15 protein-coding genes are annotated in these 16,539 nt (G+C 65.5%); 7 read left to right on the top strand and 8 right to left on the bottom strand.

All coding sequences use genetic code 11. From position 1 onward, the window contains the following. Positions 1-13: 13 nt before the first annotated feature. From AC5W54_RS09965 to AC5W54_RS09940, 6 genes are all read right to left on the bottom strand, one after another. Entirely contained in the window at positions 14-412 is a 399-nt protein-coding gene (locus AC5W54_RS09965) for a YciI family protein (protein WP_495961930.1), read from the bottom strand. Between the two features lie 48 nt (positions 413-460). Continuing rightward, complete coding sequence (locus tag AC5W54_RS09960) at positions 461-1,783, bottom strand: TRAP transporter large permease (RefSeq protein WP_495961929.1); 1,323 nt, start codon at positions 1,781-1,783, stop codon at positions 461-463. A 165-nt stretch (positions 1,784-1,948) separates the two neighbouring features. Then, on the bottom strand, positions 1,949-2,350 hold the full coding sequence (locus tag AC5W54_RS09955; protein WP_495961928.1) for a TRAP transporter small permease subunit: 402 nt from the start codon (positions 2,348-2,350) through the stop codon (positions 1,949-1,951). 193 nt (positions 2,351-2,543) lie between these two features. Then, positions 2,544-3,641, bottom strand: a complete 1,098-nt coding sequence (locus AC5W54_RS09950; RefSeq protein WP_495961927.1) for a C4-dicarboxylate TRAP transporter substrate-binding protein — start codon at positions 3,639-3,641, stop codon at positions 2,544-2,546. A 100-nt stretch (positions 3,642-3,741) separates the two neighbouring features. Then, positions 3,742-4,686 carry a VOC family protein gene (locus tag AC5W54_RS09945; RefSeq protein WP_495961926.1) on the bottom strand — a complete coding sequence of 315 codons (945 nt, stop codon included), beginning with the start codon at positions 4,684-4,686 and terminating at the stop codon, positions 3,742-3,744. Positions 4,687-4,733: 47 nt separating this feature from the next. Next, positions 4,734-5,585 (bottom strand): fumarylacetoacetate hydrolase family protein, encoded by an 852-nt coding sequence (locus AC5W54_RS09940; protein WP_495961925.1) that lies wholly within the window; start codon positions 5,583-5,585, stop codon positions 4,734-4,736. A 387-nt stretch (positions 5,586-5,972) separates the two neighbouring features. Between AC5W54_RS09940 and AC5W54_RS09935 the strand changes: the two genes are divergently transcribed. Next, the gene (locus AC5W54_RS09935; protein ID WP_495961924.1) at positions 5,973-6,572 is read left to right on the top strand and encodes a TetR/AcrR family transcriptional regulator; all 600 of its coding nucleotides are present in this window, start codon (positions 5,973-5,975) and stop codon (positions 6,570-6,572) included. Here the strand turns inward: AC5W54_RS09935 and AC5W54_RS09930 are convergent. Continuing rightward, entirely contained in the window at positions 6,562-7,197 is a 636-nt protein-coding gene (locus AC5W54_RS09930) for a peroxidase-related enzyme (protein WP_495961923.1), read from the bottom strand. The genes AC5W54_RS09935 and AC5W54_RS09930 overlap by 11 nt on opposite strands. 36 nt (positions 7,198-7,233) lie before the next feature. Next, positions 7,234-8,715 carry a pyridoxal-phosphate dependent enzyme gene (locus AC5W54_RS09925; protein WP_495961922.1) on the bottom strand — a complete coding sequence of 494 codons (1,482 nt, stop codon included), beginning with the start codon at positions 8,713-8,715 and terminating at the stop codon, positions 7,234-7,236. A 241-nt stretch (positions 8,716-8,956) separates the two neighbouring features. On the opposite strand from AC5W54_RS09925, the gene AC5W54_RS09920 reads away from it, so the two are divergent. The 6 genes from AC5W54_RS09920 to AC5W54_RS09895 all read left to right on the top strand — a co-directional run bounded on the left by AC5W54_RS09920 (position 8,957) and on the right by AC5W54_RS09895 (position 16,373). Then, positions 8,957-11,185 (top strand): ATP-binding protein, encoded by a 2,229-nt coding sequence (locus AC5W54_RS09920; protein WP_495961921.1) that lies wholly within the window; start codon positions 8,957-8,959, stop codon positions 11,183-11,185. Continuing rightward, positions 11,182-11,730 carry a nickel-binding protein gene (locus tag AC5W54_RS09915; RefSeq protein WP_495961920.1) on the top strand — a complete coding sequence of 183 codons (549 nt, stop codon included), beginning with the start codon at positions 11,182-11,184 and terminating at the stop codon, positions 11,728-11,730. The genes AC5W54_RS09920 and AC5W54_RS09915 overlap by 4 nt, the downstream gene beginning before the upstream one ends. Before the next feature lie 100 nt (positions 11,731-11,830). Beyond that, the gene (locus AC5W54_RS09910; RefSeq protein WP_495961919.1) at positions 11,831-12,391 is read left to right on the top strand and encodes an OsmC family protein; all 561 of its coding nucleotides are present in this window, start codon (positions 11,831-11,833) and stop codon (positions 12,389-12,391) included. Further along, complete coding sequence (locus AC5W54_RS09905; protein WP_495961918.1) at positions 12,388-13,707, top strand: NAD(P)-binding domain-containing protein; 1,320 nt, start codon at positions 12,388-12,390, stop codon at positions 13,705-13,707. The genes AC5W54_RS09910 and AC5W54_RS09905 overlap by 4 nt, the downstream gene beginning before the upstream one ends. A gap of 129 nt (positions 13,708-13,836) precedes the next feature. Then, on the top strand, positions 13,837-14,928 hold the full coding sequence (locus AC5W54_RS09900; protein WP_495961917.1) for a patatin-like phospholipase family protein: 1,092 nt from the start codon (positions 13,837-13,839) through the stop codon (positions 14,926-14,928). Further along, positions 14,925-16,373, top strand: coding sequence for a GntP family permease (locus AC5W54_RS09895; RefSeq protein ID WP_495961916.1), 1,449 nt, complete (start codon positions 14,925-14,927; stop codon positions 16,371-16,373). The genes AC5W54_RS09900 and AC5W54_RS09895 overlap by 4 nt, the downstream gene beginning before the upstream one ends. Positions 16,374-16,539 lie beyond the last annotated feature (166 nt).

Here is a 16,539-nt window from a genome sequence, read left to right as displayed (position 1 = left end):
TTGAGTGGATCAATCACAGGACTTCGACATTGCCGTCCGAATAACTGACTTTCAGCGTTACGGAGCCTTCGTTCAGCAGCCACGGATGGATGTCGAACTCTCTGGCGCCACTCTTGTGCATGGGATCCTGCTCTGCGATTTCATGGGCTTCCGCCAGGGAGTCGGCACGAATCACGACCATCCCCTCGCCCTCCCAGTGAGCGCCATCTCGCGAGAAGGTCGGTCCCGCGGCGAAGAGGATGCCGCGCTTCTCCAGGGCGACCTGATACTTCAGGTGTTCTTCGATATTCTCCATGACCGGCGCCATGCTATCGACGGGCCAGGTTGTGACGACATAGAGGCTCTTGGCCAGAAATCCCTTTTCCTTGCAGATGCCGTATAGAAACTCTTGGGTAATGACTTCGTTGCTCATGAATCACCTCATTGATTGTTCACCAGGCCCCTCAAGACGGCCCGAACATTAGCGGATCAGCACCAGGCTGAACCAGGGGAACGCCACCAGCACCATCAGCACCACGAACATGCAGATCACGAAGGGGATGACACCAAGGAAGACTTCCTTGATCGAGATGCTTTGATCATCGAGAGAGGCTTTTACCGTGTAGACCGACAAGCCAAAGGGTGGGGTAATCAGGCCAATCTCCACCGCCACGACGGTGATGATGCCGAACCAGATGGGATCCATGCCGAAGCTGTAGGCGATGGGCAGCGCGATGGGCACCATGATCAGCAGGATGGAGACCGAATCGAGCACGCACCCCAGCACCAGAATGATGGCGATATAGATCAAAATGAATTCGAGCGGCCCGAAGCCATACCCCATCATGAACCCGGTGAGCGATGCCGGCAGGCCGGTCATCGCCAGCATGCGACTGTAGAGGCTCGCGGCCACGATCAGGAAGAGCACCGAGACGGAGACGTGGCCCGTTTCCACCAGTACCCGCCAGAGCTTCCTGGCGGTCAGCTGTCGTCTCAGGAAGGTCATCACGAAAGCGCCGAATGCTCCTACCGCACCGGCCTCCATGGGCGTGAAGATTCCGGTGTAGATTCCCCCCAGCACGAGCAGGATCAGCGCCACGATCGGCAAGCCCTTTCTCATGAGAGAGCCGAAGGTCTCATCCTCCACCTGGCGCTGTTCTCCCCGTCCCGTCTGTCCGGCATCCCCCACGAAGCCCGGAAAGTGCTTCGCCAGGACCACGATCAACAGACAGAAGAAGCCGGCCAGCAGCAGTCCCGGTACGATGCCGGCGATGAAGAGCCTGCCAATGGACTGCTCGGAGAGCACGCCATAGATGATCAGCAAGAGGCTCGGCGGAATCAGCATGCCCAGCACCGAGCTCGCCGCCACCACGCCCACCGAGAAGCGGCTGGTATGCCCATGGCGAATCATTTCCGGCACGGCGATCTTGCTGAATACCGCGGCCGAGGCGATGCTGACACCGGTAATGGCCGCAAATGCCGCATTCGAGCCGACCGTCGCCATGCCCAGGCCGCCTTTTATCTTGCGCAGCAGCCAGCCCGCCACATCGAAGGTGTCCTTCCCCACACCGCAGACCGAGACCAGCAAGCCCATCAGCACGAAGAGCGGCACTACGCCATAGAGGCTGTCCTGGATCGAGTCATTCGCGGCGGATGCCACCATGCGCACCGCCAGCGTAGGGTCCAGCATCAACCAGATGCTGGCAAAGGAGATGAGAATCAGAGCCACGGCAATGTGCATCCCCATATAGATGGTGAACAACATCAAGCCAATGGCGATAAGGCCTACGACGTCACCGGACATGGCTTATCCCCTCTTGTCTTTGTAGCGTTGGGTGGCGAGTGAAATGTCCTCGCTGATATTGATTGCATACTGAATGGCCGTCAGTACGCCTCCCACTATCACGATCGTTCTCACCGGCCAGGTCGGTACCGTCAAAAGTCCAGGAACGCCGATGTACTCACCGCCCTACCATGCCCTTTCCCAAAGGGGGTAGGTGCCATAGACGATGATGCCGAAGGCGATCAGCCCGGCCACACCGTACAGGGCGTGCAATGCATGCCCAACACCCGGAGAGGTCCTGATCAGCTTGTCGATGTAGATATCGGCCCTGGCCATCCGATTGTTGCGAAGAGTGCTCGCCAGCTGCAGAAACACGATGGCGACGATCGAAAGCGACATGATCTCGTTTACGCCATAGATTGGCCTATCCACCAGTGTCCGCAGCACCACGTCGCTGCAAACCAGTAGCATCATGCCGAAGATGACCAGTGAGCCGACGGCGCTCATTCCATCCGCCAGGTGGCCGAACATGGCTTTTGGGGAAAGGCCCGCACCACTCTTCTTCAATGCCTGGTTGTTATTGTTCATACCAACCTCCCAAGACCGGCAACATTCAACGATCAATTTTGAAGTTGACGGTGTTGATACGACACGTCCCTGTGTCGAGAAAAGATTCACGACTTTCACACCTTCGGCCGGGTAGGCATCACAAGATGCCAGCCGAAACACTACGGCCTGGTTTTCATCCCCGGAGGCCAGGTGGCAGAGTGATATAGGAGAATCAGTTGACTTCCTTGTCCCAGTCGCGCAGGGGCTCGATGCCACGCTCGCGCATGGCATTCATGTAGGCCCGAAGCACCTCGCCTGCCGGGAGGCCCCTGGCTTCGTTATCCTCCACCCACTCCTTGGCGAGATTCGGCATGTTATGGACCCAGGCGCGTCGCTGCTTGTCGGACCAGGTGCTGACGGTGACCTCCGGATCGCGCTCCATCTGCTCCATGCCTCGGTCGTATATCGTCATGACGCCTTCGGCGATGCTCTCGGAGTAGAGGGCGCCCACGTCGAGCAGAATCCCCTGGATCTCTTCGGGAAGCCTGTCGAAGCTAGCCTTGTTGGCGGCCAGTCCACCGAAGTAGATGGAGCCAAGGTTGACCTTGGTCAGATGAGGTGCCACTTCGTGGATCTTGATGCTGAAGCCCCCGGAGGGGAGCACCAGGGCACCATTGGTGATGCCGGTCTGCACCTGGGTGTAGAAGTCGGGCAGGGCACCCTGAACGCCAACGGCCCCGGTCCCGCGCAGCCAGGAGGAGAGCACGCCAGCGGCCGAGATACGCTTGCCGTTGAGATCGCTCAACTCGGCTACGGGAACGGAAGTGAAGAGCTGGAAGGGATCGCTGGCACTGGCACCGAGGAAGACGAGATCATTGTTTTCCCACTCCGCCTGGAGTGCCGGAACCGTTCGGTTCAGTTCATTGAACACATCCATCATGATCGCAGGATCATCGGTCACGGCCGGCGCATAGACGGATACCTGGGCCAGAGGCTGTCGAGAAGACTCCATGGTACTGAATACCCACCCCAGATCGACGATGCCCTGCGAGACCGAGGTCAGGGAGGCATTCGCCCGGTAGAGTTGGCCACCGTAGGCCTCCTGCCAGTTGATCTGATAGGGGGTCTCCAGTTCGGCGATGCGCCGATTCACTTCGGGAATGAAGCTTTCGGGGATGGAACCCACCCAGGGCAGGGTCGTGGGGTGACTGGCACCGACCCTGAGATTGATCGTTTGAACATCCTGAGCGGAGCTTTCGCCACACCCGGAAACCAGCATGGGCATGACCAGTGCGAGCGCGATGGCTCCTGACGCCTTTGCGGTAAGCATCTTGTTCACCTTATGGATATCTAGTTGTTGTCATCATCGACCGAAGCGCAACGGGAGAAGACTCATCCCGCCTCGGCCGTTCGCCAGGGAGAGATAGTCGCTACTGATCGGGTATTCCCAGAAACTTCTCGATCGACATCTCGGGACCCCACTGGTAAAGACTGTCACCGCCTCCCTCCACACGCCCCGTGGGAGACTCGCTGTTATAGAGGTCACCATCCGTGAAGTGCTCGATGATGTTTCCAGACGGGTCAAACCAGTAGTCGAATATCTGGCTGCCCAGGAGATGTCGCCCCACCCCCCAGAAGGGTTTCCAGCCTCGCTCCTTCAACCAGGCATTCCCCAGAACCTGCGCATCGACATCCTGCACTTCGAAGGAGGCGTGGTGCACGTGATTCTCCGGCGCAGTGAACAGCGCGACCGTATGATGGTCCGTCCATGATGGCCCACGATTCAGCCGAAGGAAGACGGCATGGGCATCGTTGCCCGCCTCGTCGACGACCAGGTCCGAAGGCAGCAGACCAAGCGTCTCCTTGTACCAGGCCAGGTTGGCTTCCAGGTTCTCCACACCCAGCGCAATATGCCCAAGCCGGAGGATTTCGGCGGGCCCTTTCTCGGGGCGCTGCAGATCCCCGAAGCGTTGCTTGGCATCGGCGGTATTGTGAACGAGCGCCGCCCGCATCGGTCGCTTGTCGGCCAGCGCGATGCCATATACCAGATCGATCTGGCGCCCGGCGGGATCCCATAGCGAGACACGCTCGCCGCCTCCCGATCGCTCGAGGCTCTGAATACTTGATGCACCATCGAGTTCGGCAGCACGCTCCAGGTCCTGCCGATCCTCCACTTCGAACGCCATGCTGACGAACGCCGAATGGTCGGCCTTCTCGGCAATGTAGATATAGTAATTCTGCCCAGCGCCCCGGAAGTAAACATGACTGTCGTCGCGACACTGCACGCTCATGCCGAAATCACACAGGAAGGCTTCCGCCGCATCCAGATCGGCGTGCCGATACACCACATGATGGATATCTTTTATTTTAATCATGGTCTTCCACCTGTTGTCTGATAGGGATGAAAGAGTTGGGATCGGCTTCAGGAGGCGATTGGGTTCACCAAGGTTCCCAAGCCTTCGATCTCGACCTTGCAGATATCACCCGCCTTCATGTAGAGGGGAGGCTGCTTGGCAAAGCCCACGCCGGACGGCGTACCGGTGACGATGATATCGCCGGCTTCCAGGGTGAGGACTTCACTGATGATGGCGACCAGTTCGGCGACACTGAAGATCAGATCCTCGGTGGAGGCCTGCTGGACGACCTCGCCATTCAGCGTGGTCTTGATGTGTAGCCCCTTGCCCCCCGGTGGCAGTTCATCCGCCGTGACGAAGCTGGGACCGAAGGCACCGGTGGCATCGAAGTTCTTGCCCATGGTCCACTGGGGCGACTTGAACTGGTAGTCGCGCACCGAGGCATCGTTGAAGATGGAGTAGCCGGCGATATGCTCCAGGGCACGCTCGAGGGAAATGTTGCGCCCCCCCTTCCCGACGACGGCCACCATCTCGCCTTCGTAATCCAGCTGCTCGGAAACCGCAGGACGGATGATGGCTGCCTGGTGTCCGATCAGGCTCGAGGCGAAGCGTGGGAAGACCGTCGGATAGTCGGGCTGCTCATAGGGGCTCTCCTTGGTGTGGTCGGCATAGTTCAAGCCCACGCAGATGATCTTGCCGGGGCGCTCGATGGGCGGCAGATAACGGATCGCGCCCACCTCGATCACCGGCCCCGCGGCCAGTACCCGGTACGCCGCCTGCAGTGCCGCCGGCCCCTGCCGCACGAGACCAAGAAGATCGCCGGGATAACCCTCGGCATTCTCCATCAGCCCTCTCAGCTCCCCATCCGTCTCGATGGCCAAGCCCTTGCGCTGGTTCTGTTCGAAGGTCACGAATCGCATGCCGTTCTCTCTCTATGACGTTCTCTATGACGTTGTGCTTATGACTGGTACGGTACCGTACAGTACCGTTAGATAAATGATTAGCTCTCCGCTTGATGACTGTCAAGCCTTTTCCCGACAGATGACGTTGGTCTGGCGAAGGAGGGACCATCGAAGATGTCCCGTTGGTGCCGGGACATGGATTTCAACTATTTGAAAATCCGAAAGAACTCGCCGAGTCTGTGCAAACCGCCATGGGGCCGGATAGCGATTGTTCTCGCTATGCAACGATCCGTTCACGGAATGGCTAGGCAAGGGCATGGACCCGGCTTGGCTACCTTTCCTTCGGGCCACATGGTATGGTCAGGTAATGGTTAGTACCCTTATTATCTCGATGCGGCCACCACGATGAACATCAAGAAGCGAGACGTCATACTCAACGCCGCCACCGAACTCTTCCTGGAGAGTGGCTATTCACGGGTCAGCGTCGATGCGATCATCGCCAAGGTCGGCGGATCGAAACGCACCATCTACGCCTACTTCGGCGACAAGAACGGGTTGTTCTCGGCCATCGTGCACAATCTCTGCCACAAGATCGTGAGCCCGCTCACCGACCTGGACCTGAGGGGCCTGCCCCCCAGCGAGGCGCTCAAGCAGCTGTCGGAAACCTTCTTCGATGTGCTGCTGGCGCCCGACACCCTGGAGCTGCATCGCCTGGTGGTTGCCGAGGCACCGCGCTTTCCCGACGCTGCCCAGGCCTTCTTCGCCTCGGCCCCCTCCGTCTCGTATCGCTGCCTGGCCGACTACTTCGCCTGGGCCCAGGCGGAAGGGCTCATCAAGCCCGGCGACTGCCATCGGCGGGCGGCACTCTTCCTGGATGCCCTGACCGGCGACATCCAGTTGCGCTGCCTGTTGGGTCTCGTCGACACACCGGACCGTCACCAGCTCGCCGACGCTGCCGATGAGGCCATCGACATCTTCCTGCATGGGCTCCTGGTCACTGATTGACAGATTTGTGCACCATCCGCCCGCCGTCACTCCCCTCGGGTCCAGTTGGCATCGGCCGCTCCACGGTGAGCGCCTCGCGCAGGCCGGCGTCCATCTCCCGGAAGAGGGCGTCGGGTTCGGCACCGAGGCCGTCAAGCACCTTGGTGAAGAAGGCTCGCGCGGCGGCCACGGCGACGATGTCGAAGATCTCGTCGTCGGCGAAACCCTGCGCCCGCAGGTGCGCGACGTCGCCGGCGGTGACGCTCCCGGCGTCCCGGGCCACCTGCCCGGCGAAGGCCATCATCGCCCGCTCCGCCGCGGTCAGCGGGCCACCCTCACCGCCCGCCACAATCGCCCGTGCCTCGGCCTCGCCGAGCAGCTCCACCAGCGCCCTGCCATGGGCCAGCGAGCAGTAGGCGTTGCCCAGCGCCTGGGCGGCGGCCAGGGTCGCCAGTTCGAAGCGGCGCGGCTCGACATGGCGACGGATGCTCGCCAGCAGGGCCGCCCAGCTCGCCATCACCTCGGGGCGATGACAGAACACCCGGGCGTAGTTGGGCAGGAACCCGAAGTGGGCCTGCTGGCGTCGGTACATCTCGCGTACCTCGTCCGAGGCTTGGTCGGGGGCAATCGTCTCGATATAGCTCATGGCCGCTTCTCCTGAGGTGGCGAAGGTGAGGGACGGTCAAGCCGTGGCGTGGCGGGGATGCAGCCAGGCCGGCAGCAGGCGCTCGGGGTCGATCTCCGCTTCGGCATCATAAGCGATGCCACAGGCGGCCAGCCGCTCGCCCAGGCTGCCGTCGCGCCAGGCCGCGAACAGTTCCCCACAGCCGCCGAGCCACACCCCGTCGATGGCGATCTGCGGGATGGTGGGGGCCCCGGTGCGTCGGGCCAGTACCGGGCGCAGCCGCCCCCCCAGGTCGTCGCCCTGACAGGCCGGTCCATCCAGCTCGATGCTCAGGTAGGGGATGCCGAGCCGGTCGAAGAGCTTGCGTGCCGCCCAGCAGAACTCGCACCAGGCCAGGGCGAACATCACCACCCGGGCCCGAGCCAGGGAGTCGTCGACGAAGCGCTCGGCCTCGGCATCCAGGGTCGCCACTGGCTCGGCCGTCGTGGAGGCAGGCACCGGCACGGCCGCGGGGCGATCGAAGCGATAGCCCGGGGTGGAGCGCGACAGGGCCAGCTCCTCCTTGTTCATCTCGTCCTCGACGCCCGCGAAGAGCGGGGTGGACTGATAGCGCTCGCCGGTGTCGGGCAGCATGCAGACGATGTTGCTGCCGGGGGGCGAGCGCCGGGCCACCGTCAGCGCGGCGGCCAGGGTGGCGCCGCCGGAGATGCCGGCGAAGATCCCCTCCTTGCGGGCCAGGTCGCGGGCCAGGCGCAGCGCCGCCTCGCCGGCCACCGGCACCACCTCGTCCACCAGCCCCTCGGCCAGCGCCTGCTGGGTGAGCGGCGAGATGAAGTCGGGGCTCCAGCCCTGCATCAGGTGGGGCCGGAAGCAGGGGTGGCTCGCCCCTGGCGGCTGGGCCTGGCCGCTGCCCAGCAGCGGAGCGTTGTCGGGCTCGGCGACGACGATGCGGGTCGCCGGGTCCGCCTGCTTCAGTACACGCGACACGCCCTTGAGGGTGCCGCCGGTGCCGAAGCCGGTCACCCAGGCATAGAGCGGCTCGTCGCCGAAGTCGTCGAGGATCTCCCGGGCCGTGGTGCGGCTGTGTACCTCGGCGTTGGCCTCGTTCTCGAACTGGCGACACAGGAAGTAGCCGTGAGTCTCGGCCAGCTCGATCGCCTTGGCCAGCATGCCGCTGCCCTTCTCGGCGGCCGGGGTCAGCACCACCCGGGCGCCCAGGAAGCGCAGCAGCCGGCGCCGCTCCAGGCTGAAGCTCTCGGCCATGGTCACCACCAGCGGATAGCCCTTGCGGGCGCACACCATGGCCAGGCCGATGCCGGTATTGCCGCTGGTGGCCTCGATCACCGTCTGGCCGGGACGCAGCGCGCCGCTGCGTTCGGCGGCCTCGATCACCGCCAGCGCCATGCGGTCCTTCACCGAGCCCATGGGATTGAAGGCCTCCACCTTCACGTGCAGGTTGACGTCCGGCGGCGCGAGCCGGGCGAGGCGCACCAGCGGGGTGCGGCCGATGGTGTCCAGGATGCTGTCGTAACGGGCCATGTCGGGTCTCCTCGGAATGCCGATGTCTCCTTGCCCGTCAAGCATCCGCCGACGCCGAGGAAGCGGCCGTGGAAGCCAGCGTGGTTTTTTCGCTTCACCGATCAGGGCGGCCGAGCGCCGCCGCCGGGGAAGCGCGGCGAACGGCGCTATACTGTGTGAGTCCCCTTACGCGGCCTGGGTGATGAATACGCTGACCCTCAACTTGCTCGGCGATCTCGAAGTAATTCGAGAGGGGCAGCCATTGGCTCTGCCGCCCTCGAAGAAGACCCGTGCCCTGCTCGCCTACCTCGCCCTGCATGCCCGCTCCTTCAGTCGCGAGCACCTCTGCGATCTGCTGTGGGAACTGCCGGACGACCCCCGCGGCTCGCTGCGCTGGAGCCTGTCGAAGCTGCGCCGACTGGTGGATACCCCTGGCCGCACGCGCCTCGTCGCCGATCGGCTGATGGTCGGCCTCGACACCTCGGACATCGATATCGATGTCGCCCTGCTGTACCGGTTGACCGATCGGGGGGTGGCAGACGCCGATACCGAGGCCCTCGAAGCGGCCGCCGTGCGGTATCGCGGCCCCTTCCTGGAAGGCCTGGACCTGGCGAACTTCCACGACTTCCACAGCTGGTGTCTGGCCGAACGTGAACGTGCCATGCGCGCCCAGACTGCGCTGCTGTCGGCGCTGGTCGAGCGCCTGGCGGAGGCTCCCGAGCGGGCGCTGCCCCACGCCCACGCCCTGGTCCGGCTGTCGCCCTTCGACGAGACGGCACGCGCCCGCCTGATCCGCCTGCTGCTGACCCTTCGCCGCCCCCGCGAGGCCGAGCAGCACTTCCAGCTGGGGATGCGGTTGATCAAGGAGGCGGGCATCCCCCCCTCGGGCGCGCTGGTGCGGGCCAGGCGGGAGCCGCTCGGCCCTCCTCCGGCAGCCGAGGCGCCTCCCCCGGCCCGATCCACCGACGTCCCGCCGGCCGGCACCGACGAGGCAGCGCTCGACGCGCGCATGCACCAGGCACTGGAGAGGCTCGACGCCGACGCTCAGGAAGTGCTGCGCTGGGCGGCGGTGCTGTCGCCCTGCATCGATGCGGCCTCGCTGAGCCGGTTCACCGGGTTGGACGCCAACCGCATCGGCGAATCCCTCGAGGTAGCCGAACGCCTGGAGTTCCTCGCAGCCACCGAGCACGGTCTGTGCTTTTCCCACGCCCGGGTGGCGCACCGCCTCTACGCGGGCATATCCCCGGCGCGGCGCCAGGTGATGCATCGGCGCATCGCCGAATGGCTGAACGAGGAGCCGGCTTGCGACCTCGATCATGCCGCTGTGCTCGCCCATCACGCCCAACTGAGCGGCGACCCGGGGCTGGCGGCCCAGGCCATGATCACCGCCGGTCGTCTCTGCCTGCGTTTCTTCGCCAACGAGGAGGCGCTGCGGTTCGCGCACAAGGGCGTGGCCCTGGCCGAAGAACTCTCCGACACCCGGCGCGTCTGCCTGACGCTCGAGCTGCACGACATCATGCTCTGCGCCGCCCCGCTGGAGGATTGGGAGGCCGGCGCGCGCGAACTGGTCGCCCTGGCCGAGCAGGCGCTGGAGCATGGCGCTCTGGCCCATGCCCGGCTCGGCTACCAGCTGGCCAGCCACATTCGTTGGGCCCACGGCCAGTGGTCGGTGGCTCATGAAGAGTCGCTGCAGGCCGAGCGGGTCACCCGCAGCGCCAGCGATCGCGAACAGGTCATCGCCATGGCGGAAACCGCCCGATGCCTGGCCATGCTCGAGCGCGACCTGGAACAGGCCGCCGCGATGCTCGCGGAGGCACAGGTACTCGCCGCGCAGCAACGGATCCGTCACCCCGCCATCCCCATGGCACTCGGCCTGCTGGGCCTGCACGGCAACCGCCTGGACGACGCCGAGGGACATTTCAAGGACGCGCGCACCCTGTGCAAGGCGACCGGGGATCGCCTCGGCGAGTTCCAGGCCAACGAATACCTGCTGATGCTCGATATCGAGCGCTCCCGTTACGCCTCGGCGCGCCTGCGTTGCGCCATGCTGCTGGAACTGGGAGAACGGCTTCGCGACGGCAGCGAAGCCCCGTTCGCACACGCCGCGGAAGCGCTCTGCCGCTATGCCCAGGAAGACGACGCGGCGCCACTGGCGGCCGCTCTGGAGGCGTTGCGCAACGCCGACGCCAAGCACCGGCTCGCCTACCTGCTGACCCATGCGGCGCTGCTGGACCTGGCGCGCGGCCGTCACGACGATGCCATGCGCCGCGCCGAGGAAGCGCTCGAATACGCACGGGTGCTCGAACGAGCCACCGAGCAGATGCTGGCCCACCATGTGCTGTGTGAAGCCCATGGTGCCGCCGGCGACACGACGAGCCAACGTCAGCATGCCGATGCGGTGGCCGCCCTCGCGCGGGGGCCGGTCGCCCGATGGGCACGGAATCGTGTCGCCGGGCTCATCGCCGATCCCGAGCCAGAGGAGAAACCATGATCGACGTCTTTCTCGAGCGGTGCTTCGAAAGACCGCTCGAGACGGAATTCGTGTTGGCGGTGACGCTGGCCGCCCAGGACTGTTTCGACGTGCACCGGGTCACCTGGCAGGGCAGCCTGCTGGCGAAGGACGGCCGCCGGTTGCTGTGCCATTTTCGGGCCCCGGATACAGAGTCGGCGCGGGTCGGGCTTCGCCAGGCTGGCGCCGACGTCACCTCCCTGTGGCCCGGCAGCGTGCACGACGCCCCGGGCGAGGACCCCGCCGGCGCCAACGTGCTGGTGGAGCGCCGTTTTCGCGAACCGGCCACCGTCGAGCACATCCAGGCCCTGGAGGATGCCGGCTCGGCCTGCCTGCAGAATCACCGGGTACGCTTCGTGCGTACCTTCCACTCGCGAGACGGCAAGCGCATGATCTGCCTCTACCGCGCCCCCGACGCCGAGTCGGTGCGCCTGGCCCAGCACCAGGCCGGCATGCCGCTCGAGCGGGTATGGGCGTTCCGGCTCGTCTCGCCTCACGTCCGGGAAACTTCCACGCCGGGCACCTGAAATACCACGCCCTCTCCCACGCTGGGTCCCACGTGCCCGGCCCAAGCTTGTGCCTGACCAGTCCGGTCAGACAACAACTATCCCTTGAGGAGAGACGAGCATGCAAACCGCCACCATCCGTGTCGACAACGGCGTCAATGTCGCCGCCCTGCTGGGCGCCCGCGAGGCGCTGGCCCAGGCCCCCGAGGCGGCCCGCTTCACCTGGCGCACCAGTTGCGACTGGGTCAACGGCACCCACAGCCGGGCCACGGTGGAAAGCTACCACGGCCTCTGTGAAGAACAGCGTCACAAGCGCCGCTTCACCTTCGATGCGGACCACCCCGAGGTCTTCGCCTCCGAGGACCACGGCCCCACCCCGGTGGAGTACGTCCTGGTCGGCCTCGCCGGCTGCCTGACCGCCGGCATCGCCGCCGTCGCCCAGAACCGCGAGATCCAGCTACGTTCGATCAAGGCCACCCTGGAGGGCAGCATGGATATCCAGGGCATCCTCGGCATGGATGGCGACGTGCGCAACGGCTTCGACGACGTGAGGGTCACCTTCGAGATCGACGCCGACGCCACCCGGGAGGAGATCGAGGCGCTGGTGGCCCAGTCGCAGAAGCGCTCGGCGGTCTACGACGCCCTCACCAACCCGACCAATGTCTCGGTGAGGGTGAAATGAGCGACGGCCTTCACCCGCCGCGACACCGCCCGGCCCGCGCCGTGACCGTCGTGGTCATCGGCGCGGGACACGCCGGGCTCGCCATGGGCCACCACCTGGCGCGGCGCGGTATCGACCATGTGATCCTGGAGCGCGGCGAGGTGGCCAACGCCTGGCGTCGGGAGCGCTGGGACTCGCTGCACCTGCTCACCCCCAACTGGGAGTGCCGGCTACCCGGGCAGGCCTACGCGGGCCCCGATCCCGACGGCTACATGAGCATGCCGGAGCTGATCGCCTTCCTCGACGACTACGCCCGGCGGCTCGCCTCACCGATCCACACCGGCACCCGGGTGCAGTGGGTGGAGGCCACCCACGACGGCTACCAGGTCATCACCAACCGCGACATCTGGCGCTGCCGGTCGGTGGTGATGGCCACCGGCGCCTGCCAGGTGCCGGTGGTGCCCACCCTGGCCGAGGCCCTGCCCCCCTGGATCACCAGCCTGACTCCGCGGGAGTATCGTCGCCCGGACCAGCTCCCGCCGGGCGGGGTGCTGGTGGTGGGCGCCTCGGCCAGCGGCGTGCAGCTGGCCGACGAGCTCCAGCGCAGCGGCCGGCCGGTGACCCTGGCGGTGGGCGCGCACCTGCGCCTGCCGCGGCGCTACCGCGGTCGCGACATCGAGTGGTGGCTGGATGCCGCCGGCCTGCTCGACCAGCGTTTCGACGAGGTGGAGGACATCAATCGGGCGCGGCGTACCCCCTCGCCCCAGCTGGTGGGCGGCCCCGACCCGCGCGACCTGGATCTCAACGCCCTGGGCGAGCACGGCGTGCGCCTGGTCGGGCGTCTGGCGGGGATTGCCGGCAACCGTCTGCAGTTCGCCGGCTCCCTGGCCATGCACTGTGCCTCGGCTGACCTCAAGCTGGGTCGGCTGCTCGACAACCTGGACGCCTGGGCGCTGGCCCACGGCTGGCACGACACCCTGCCGGCCCCCGAGCGCCCGGCGCCTACCCGGGTGCCGGCGCGGCCCTGCCTGGGCCTCGACCTGGCCGCCGGCGAGATCAAGACGGTGCTCTGGACCACCGGCTTCCGGCCCGACTTCTCCTGGTTGCGGGTCCCGGTGTTCGATGCCAAGGGACGCCTCAAGCACCACGGCGGGGTCGTCGCGGCCCCGGGGCTCTACGTCCTGGGCCTGCCCTTCCTGCGCCGACGCAAGTCGGCCAGCCTCTACGGCGCCGACGACGACGCCCGCGAACTGAGCGGCCACCTGGCCGCCTGGCTGGACGACCGAGGAGGCATGCCCCCGGCAGTCGCAGGGCTGCGTTCAGCGGCGATCATGTGACCGAGGTACTGCCTGCGCCCAAGGACGACCGTTGTCGTCCAATGCTCCCAGGGAGGCGACAGGGTGCAGACAGGTACCGGCAGGAGGTTTACACTGCGTTGCAGCATCCATGTGTGAGCGGGGGAAGGCATGGCGAGGGGCGAAAGGAAGCGCATCGACCTGGCGTTGCAGGGCGGAGGCTCACACGGGGCCTTGACCTGGGGCGTTCTGGATCGCCTGCTGGAAGACGAGCGGCTGGAAATCGACGGGATCAGCGGCACCAGCGCGGGCGCCATGAATGCCGTGGTGCTGGCCGATGGGCTGCACAGAAACGGCCGCGATGGCGCCCGTGCGGCACTGCATGCCTTCTGGAAGGCGGTCAGCGATGCGGCCCGCTTTTCCCCCATTCAGCGCAGCCCCTGGGACCGGCTGATGGGTAACGACAGCCTCGATCATTCGCCGAGCTACCTGCTCTTCGAGAGCCTCACCCAGCTGATCGCCCCGGCCAAGCTCAACCCCCTCGGCGTCAATCCATTGCGCGACCTGGTGATCAGGCTGGTCGATTTCGAACGGGTCAACGCCTGCCGCCAGGTCAAGCTGTTCATCACCGCCACCAATGTGCGCACCGGGCGGGCGACGATATTTCGCCAACCGGCGCTGACGGTCGATACCGTGATGGCATCGGCCTGCCTGCCCTTCATGTTCCCGTCGGTGGAGATCGATGGCGAGGCCTACTGGGACGGCGGCTACAGCGGCAACCCGGCGCTCTATCCGCTGGTCGACGATCAGGGTTGCCGTGACCTGGTGGTGGTCCAGGTCAATCCCCTCGTGCGCCGCAAGCTGCCCGACACGTCCCGAGAGATCATCAACCGGATCAATGAGATCACCTTCAACTCGAGTCTGATCAAGGAGCTGCGCAGTATTCAGCTGTTGCACCAGTTGATCGAGGCGGAAGGGCTGGAACTCGAGAGTTACCGCGCGATGCGCCTGCACCTGATCCATGCAGAGCACGACGCCGAAGCACTGAGCGCCTCCAGCAAGATGAATGCCGAATGGGGGTTCCTCTCCCGCTTGCATGCCCAGGGCCGTGCCTGGGCCAGCCGCTGGCTGGATGCGCACTTCGACGCCCTCGGCGAGCGCTCGACCTTCGACCTGAATACGGTCTTCGCCGACACCTTCCGCCCGCTCACGACGGCCGACGACGCCCCCCCCGCCAGGCAAGGCGAAGAGGATCAGGAATGAGCGGTATCCTGGCGATTGCCGGTGCCTTGCTGCTGTTGATGTATCTCGCCTATCGCGGCCTCAGCCTGTTGATCCTGGCGCCGGCACTGGCCGCGCTGGTGGCACTGGTCTCGGTCGACACCCCGCTGCTGGCCAGCTATACCCAGGTCTTCATGGGGGCCGCGGGGGATTTCATCGTCCGTTACTTTCCGCTGTTCCTGCTGGGGGCGGTGTTCGGCAAGCTGATGGAAGATTCGGGCAGCGCCGAGGTACTGGCGAGCGCGATCGTCGAGCGCCTGGGCGACACGCGTGCCATCCTGGCGGTGGTGCTCTCCTGTGCGGTGATGACCTATGGCGGTGTCTCGCTGTTCGTCGTGGCCTTTGCGGTCTACCCGATCGCGGCGGCCCTGTTTCGCCAGGCCCGGCTGCCCAAGCGGCTGATCCCCGGCACCATCGCCCTGGGCGCCTTCACCTTCACCATGACGGCGCTACCGGGCACGCCGGCCATCCAGAACGCCATTCCCATGCCCTATTTCGGCACCTCCCCCTTTGCCGCGCCGGGGCTCGGCATCCTCACCGGGCTCGTCATGCTGGTGTCGGGACAGGCCTGGCTGAACTACCGGGCCCGTCAGGCCCGACGGGCTGGAGAAGGCTACGGCGACCACCGCGACGATCCGCGGGTGGTCGGCAACCTGCGCGAACACGCGGCGGGCGAAGGATTCGACCTGGCCGAGGTCGCCCCTCGGCAGCCCCTCGGTTCGCTGCCCTCCCTGCCACTGGCGCTGCTGCCGATCGTGCTGGTGATCGCGCTGAACCTGCTGTTCACCACGACAGTGATCCCGGCCATGGAGACGGGGTACCTGGCCGAGCCGCTGTATGGCGCGACCGGCATCGAGGCGGTGCGCGGGCTCTGGTCGGTGATCGCCGCCCTGGTGATCGCCATCGGGGTCATCATCCTCACCAACCGGCAACGCCTGAAGACCCTCACCACCACCCTCGACAGCGGCGCCAATGCCTCGCTTTTGCCGATCTTCAACACCGCCAGCCTGGTCGGCTTCGGTTCGGTGATCGCGTCCCTCGCGGCCTTCGACACGATCAGCGCCTGGGTCACCTCGGTGGGGGGAGACAACCCGCTGATCTCGCTTGCCATCGCGGTCAACCTGCTGGCGGGGATGACAGGGTCGGCCTCGGGCGGCATGAGCATCGCCCTGGCCACACTGGGTGACACCTACCTGGCCATGGGCCAGGCCGCCGGCATCGCGCCCGAGTTGATGCACCGGGTCACGGCGGTGGCCACCGGGGGACTGGATGCGCTACCGCATAACGGTGCGGTGATCACGCTGCTCTCCATCTGCGGCCTGACGCACCGCCAGGCCTACCTCGATATCGCGATGGTCGCCGTCGTGGCACCCCTTGTCGCGCTGGTGATGCTGATTGCCGTCGGCACCCTGGTGGGTTCGTTCTGAGCAGCGCGTCCCCCCTTCCCTCAGGTGGAGCAGCGAGTTTGCCGAAGGACAAGGGGCCGTCTCCTGGCGGCAAATCTGGCAATATTTTCCTCGATCAGGGACGCCCCCGGTGAGTGGTGGATGACCCGCTCCACCAGCCGACCAGGAGCGTCGAGGTGTTCGCGGC

This window comes from Halomonas sp. LMYGS-3 (genome assembly GCF_059509875.1).
Note: the sequence above shows the minus strand (reverse complement) of the source record. Positions and strands in the feature narration are given on the sequence as shown.

What these genes read in the sequence shown, in the direction of transcription:
- AC5W54_RS09965 (WP_495961930.1), bottom strand. Translation starts at nt 412, where the DNA reads ATGAGCAACGAAGTCATTACCCAAGAGTTTCTATACGGCATCTGCAAG.
- AC5W54_RS09960 (WP_495961929.1), bottom strand. Translation starts at nt 1,783, where the DNA reads ATGTCCGGTGACGTCGTAGGCCTTATCGCCATTGGCTTGATGTTGTTC.
- AC5W54_RS09955 (WP_495961928.1), bottom strand. Translation starts at nt 2,350, where the DNA reads ATGAACAATAACAACCAGGCATTGAAGAAGAGTGGTGCGGGCCTTTCC.
- AC5W54_RS09950 (WP_495961927.1), bottom strand. Translation starts at nt 3,641, where the DNA reads ATGCTTACCGCAAAGGCGTCAGGAGCCATCGCGCTCGCACTGGTCATG.
- AC5W54_RS09945 (WP_495961926.1), bottom strand. Translation starts at nt 4,686, where the DNA reads ATGATTAAAATAAAAGATATCCATCATGTGGTGTATCGGCACGCCGAT.
- AC5W54_RS09940 (WP_495961925.1), bottom strand. Translation starts at nt 5,585, where the DNA reads ATGCGATTCGTGACCTTCGAACAGAACCAGCGCAAGGGCTTGGCCATC.
- AC5W54_RS09935 (WP_495961924.1), top strand. Translation starts at nt 5,973, where the DNA reads ATGAACATCAAGAAGCGAGACGTCATACTCAACGCCGCCACCGAACTC.
- AC5W54_RS09930 (WP_495961923.1), bottom strand. Translation starts at nt 7,197, where the DNA reads ATGAGCTATATCGAGACGATTGCCCCCGACCAAGCCTCGGACGAGGTA.
- AC5W54_RS09925 (WP_495961922.1), bottom strand. Translation starts at nt 8,715, where the DNA reads ATGGCCCGTTACGACAGCATCCTGGACACCATCGGCCGCACCCCGCTG.
- AC5W54_RS09915 (WP_495961920.1), top strand. Translation starts at nt 11,182, where the DNA reads ATGATCGACGTCTTTCTCGAGCGGTGCTTCGAAAGACCGCTCGAGACG.
- AC5W54_RS09910 (WP_495961919.1), top strand. Translation starts at nt 11,831, where the DNA reads ATGCAAACCGCCACCATCCGTGTCGACAACGGCGTCAATGTCGCCGCC.
- AC5W54_RS09905 (WP_495961918.1), top strand. Translation starts at nt 12,388, where the DNA reads ATGAGCGACGGCCTTCACCCGCCGCGACACCGCCCGGCCCGCGCCGTG.
- AC5W54_RS09900 (WP_495961917.1), top strand. Translation starts at nt 13,837, where the DNA reads ATGGCGAGGGGCGAAAGGAAGCGCATCGACCTGGCGTTGCAGGGCGGA.
- AC5W54_RS09895 (WP_495961916.1), top strand. Translation starts at nt 14,925, where the DNA reads ATGAGCGGTATCCTGGCGATTGCCGGTGCCTTGCTGCTGTTGATGTAT.